Source organism: Pseudostreptobacillus sp., from assembly GCF_977040545.1.
The window spans coordinates 1-3,938 of sequence record NZ_CDRRBS010000094.1 but is presented as its reverse complement, the minus strand read 5'-3'; the positions used below and the strand labels follow the sequence as shown (position 1 = coordinate 3,938).

6 protein-coding genes are annotated in these 3,938 nt (G+C 22.2%); 1 reads left to right on the top strand and 5 read right to left on the bottom strand.

Annotation, left to right across the window (positions count from 1 at the left end; all coding sequences use genetic code 11):
* The coding region (locus ACWYO2_RS05155) for a hypothetical protein (RefSeq protein WP_455515415.1) at positions 1-386 on the top strand (386 nt) is incomplete at its 5' end.
* Positions 387-398: 12 nt separating this feature from the next.
* Here ACWYO2_RS05155 and ACWYO2_RS05150 read toward each other — a convergent pair.
* The 5 genes from ACWYO2_RS05150 to ACWYO2_RS05130 form a co-directional block, all read right to left on the bottom strand.
* On the bottom strand, positions 399-1,115 hold the full coding sequence (locus ACWYO2_RS05150) for an ATP-binding cassette domain-containing protein (RefSeq protein WP_455515414.1): 717 nt from the start codon (positions 1,113-1,115) through the stop codon (positions 399-401).
* Positions 1,102-1,815: an ABC transporter ATP-binding protein gene (locus tag ACWYO2_RS05145; RefSeq protein ID WP_455515413.1), complete on the bottom strand. Its 714-nt coding sequence runs from the start codon at positions 1,813-1,815 to the stop codon at positions 1,102-1,104. The genes ACWYO2_RS05150 and ACWYO2_RS05145 overlap by 14 nt, the downstream gene beginning before the upstream one ends.
* Positions 1,796-2,569, bottom strand: coding sequence for an ABC transporter permease (locus tag ACWYO2_RS05140; protein ID WP_455515412.1), 774 nt, complete (start codon positions 2,567-2,569; stop codon positions 1,796-1,798). The genes ACWYO2_RS05145 and ACWYO2_RS05140 overlap by 20 nt, the downstream gene beginning before the upstream one ends.
* Positions 2,562-3,503 (bottom strand): ABC transporter permease, encoded by a 942-nt coding sequence (locus ACWYO2_RS05135; RefSeq protein ID WP_455515411.1) that lies wholly within the window; start codon positions 3,501-3,503, stop codon positions 2,562-2,564. Before ACWYO2_RS05135 ends, ACWYO2_RS05140 begins: the two co-directional genes overlap by 8 nt.
* 64 nt (positions 3,504-3,567) lie before the next feature.
* Positions 3,568-3,765 carry a cold-shock protein gene (locus ACWYO2_RS05130; protein ID WP_455515410.1) on the bottom strand — a complete coding sequence of 66 codons (198 nt, stop codon included), beginning with the start codon at positions 3,763-3,765 and terminating at the stop codon, positions 3,568-3,570.
* Positions 3,766-3,938 lie beyond the last annotated feature (173 nt).

Below are 3,938 nucleotides of genomic sequence, written 5' to 3'. Positions count from 1 at the left end.
AATGGGGACATTGTTTTCTGGTTAATGAAGATATGAAATTAATAGAATTTAAAAATTATGGTGATGACTTTGTAGATAATCCTTTTTATTCATTTTATTTTATAGAAAATAGACAAATTTCGGTGTTTAGATATAAAAAAATGAATAATGAATTAAAAAATAAATTAAATGAATTACTACCTAATTACTACAATAAAGTATATTCTGTGTTTACTTCAAGCGATACTGAAAGTTTAGCCTCTTATTGTAGTAAATTCATTTACACCATATACAAAGATGCTGGTAAAGAAATAGGAGAAAATATAGAGCTTGTCAATAATTCTTGGCCTATACTCCCCTATGACTTTACTAAAAGTTCATTACTTGAAAATATTAGATTAGATTAAAATAATTTTAATCTAATCTTTTTTCCATTTATAAAATAATTCTTTTGTATAATCACTTTTAGGATAATTTATCACATCACCACGTTCAATAATAGTCCCATCTTTAATAACTAATATATCCCTTGTTAAAAATTTTAATATAGATAAATTATGAGTAATAAATAATATAGTTTTATTCATATTTTCAGAAATCTTTTTAATGATTTCTACTATTTCTATTTGTAAATCTATATCTAAAGAAGATATTGATTCATCAAAAATTAAAACTTCTGGATTAAATAAAAGAATTCTAGCTATATTAACTCTTTGTTTTTCTCCACCAGATAAATCAATAGTTTTAGTGTCAATATCTAAATAATTTAATTTAAGTAAATTTAATACATCTTTTATTTTTATATAGTCTACCTTTTCTTTTTTTATTTCAAAAGGCTCATATAGAACATCTCTTATTGTCATGCAAGGATTTAAAGCAGTTGTATAATCTTGTAAAACTATTGATATTTTCTTATAATATTCTATATTTGAATAATTTCTAATTTCTTTATCATCTAAATATACTTCACCATCATATTCAGATATTTTCTTCATCAAAATATTTGCTATAGTTGTTTTACCTCCACCACTTTCACCTATTATAGCAAGTATATTATTTTTTTCTAAATTAAAAGATAAATTTTTTAAAATTATTTTATCTCCTATAGTTACATTAACATTTTTAAAAAATATCATCGCATACCTCTAAAACACTTTTTATACTTTTTACATATTTATTATTTTCCTCAATAAAACCTAAATAATTTCCATCGTATAATTTTCTACCATTTTCCAAATATATTATTCTATCTGAAATATATTTAATAACATTAGGACTATGAGTTATTACTAACAATGAGATATTAGTAGATTTTAATATTTTAAATATTTCATATTCATTAACTGTATCTAAACTAGATGAAATCTCATCGCATATTATAATAGATGGATTAAGAGATATTATCATAGCTATTACTATCCTTTGTTTTTCCCCACCTGACAACTCAAATGGATATCTATCTAAAACTTTTTCATTCAAATTAACCTTATGTAATATTTTTTTAGAATATTCCATAACATTTTTTTTATCACATATTTTATGATAAATCAAAGCTTCAAAAAACTGCTTTTTTATTTTTAATACTGGATTTAATGATTGCTCTATATCTTGAAAAATCATACATATATCTTTTCCTCTAATATAGTCTTTTTTAGAATTTACAAATATATCACCCGAATATTTTAATTTAGATAAACCCATTATTACCTTGGCAATACTCGTTTTTCCACTACCTGATGAACCTACTAAAGTAACTATTTCTCCTTTTTCAATTTCAAAATTTATATTTTCTAATATTCCATCTATATTTAATTTTTCAACTTTTAATACCTTCATTTAAACCTCCAAATATTAAAGTTAATACTATTATACTAAGACTTGAAACTAAAAATTGTATAGGTGAAACTAATAAATTAGAAAAACCAGTTGATAATAAATTTCCAAGTGAAGCATTTGGTAAACTGACACCAACCCCCATAAAAGATAAAATTGTTTCAGAAAATATAATTCCAGGTATCATAAAACTTGCTTTAACTAAAACTATATCAAGTATATTAGGAAATATATGTTTCTTAAATATATATATACTTTTTGCACCCATTATACGTGACATATATACAAAATTTTGTATTTTTAATTTATTTACTTCATTTTTAACAAAAATTATCATACGTAAGCTTCTCGTTAAAGTCAAAGCAAATATTAATATCCAAAATTTATTCCCCATAAACATAACTATAAAAAGTATAATTATTAAACTCGGAATAGACAAAAATACTTCTATTATATAAGATACAATATAATCTAATTTTTTAGAATAATAAGAAATCAAAAAACCTATAACTATACCTATAGTAACTGACAATATATATACTAAAAGTATTATATACATACTAATCATTATTCCTTGTATAACTCTTGAAAGTATATCACGACCTAAAATGTCTGTTCCTAAAATATGACCTTTAGCAAATAGTCCCAAATTAGTATTTTGTAAGTCCTGTGAATATGGATCAAATCTATTTAATATTTTTACAGAAAATATTAAAATAATAAATATTATAATATACACATTTTTTTTATTAATCATGTTTATCAATCCTTTTATCTAAAAAACTAATACATATATCCATTAAAGTAAATAAAAAAGTTAAAATAAATGTATAAAATAAAGTTAATCCCAATACCATAGAATAATCACGATCTATAATAGAACTTGTATAATATCTTCCAAGTCCAGGTATTCCAAATAAATTTTCAACTACAAAAGAGCCTGTAATTATAGATACGAAATAAGGGATTAACATACTCAATAATGATGGAAAAATATTTTTTAATATATGATTTAAAATTACATATTTAATATCAAGACCCTTTGAAAGTGCGAATTCAACATATCCCTTATTTAATTCATTTTCTATCTTTCTTGATAATATTCTTATAATCATACAAGTTAAAAATAGAGATAAAGTAATTGTTGGAAATAATTTTTGTAATTCACTATCAAACCCTATAATTGATATGCTATAAAATGGGAAATTTAATTTATCTATTAAAACACCTTTATAAAAATATACTAAAAACATCTGAATTAAACCTGCTATCACAAAACTTGGTATAGATATCAATATTGAAATCAAATACAGATATTTATGATTCTTATTTATTCCAAGATTTATACCTAATGGAAATCCAATAATAAAAGAAAATAATAAAACTCTTATTGATAATTCTAAAGAAATGGGAAAATTTTTAATTATTACATCACTAACTTTTCGTCCTTCATATTTCATTGAGTAGCCTAAATTACCTTTACTAATGTTAGAAATGTATTTAATATATTGATCTTTTAAATTAAGATCTAAATTATATTTTTTTATAAATTCTTCTTTTAATACTTCATCTACCTCACTATCATTATATATATAACTATTAGGTAAACTATGAACTATATAAAAGGTTATACTAACAACAGTAAATATAACCATAATACTCTTAACTATTCTTTTAAATATATATTTCAAAAAAATCACTCCAAAAAAAACTATCTCCTAAAGAGATAGCCAAACTAATTCTATATATCTTCAACTATTTAGAAACTACGTTTGTTGCTTGTGGTCCTTTTTCACCGTCTTCTACGTCGAATTCTACTTCTTCACCTTCAGAAACAGTTTTAAAACCACTTTTGTTTATTTTTGAGAAATGTAAGAAATAATCATTTCCATCTTCTCCAGAAATAAATCCAAAACCTTTTTTTTCATTAAACCATTTTACTTTACCTAACAAAACATTTCCTCCTATCCAACAGGAATTTTCCTATCTGTAATATATTATACCTTAAAAATAATAAAAGTCAATACTATATAAAAAACTTTATAAAAAATTGTCATTAGAAAGAAAAGAAGAAAGTAAAAAACTTCCTTCTAAAATATATTATATTTCAAATTAAATAACCACTT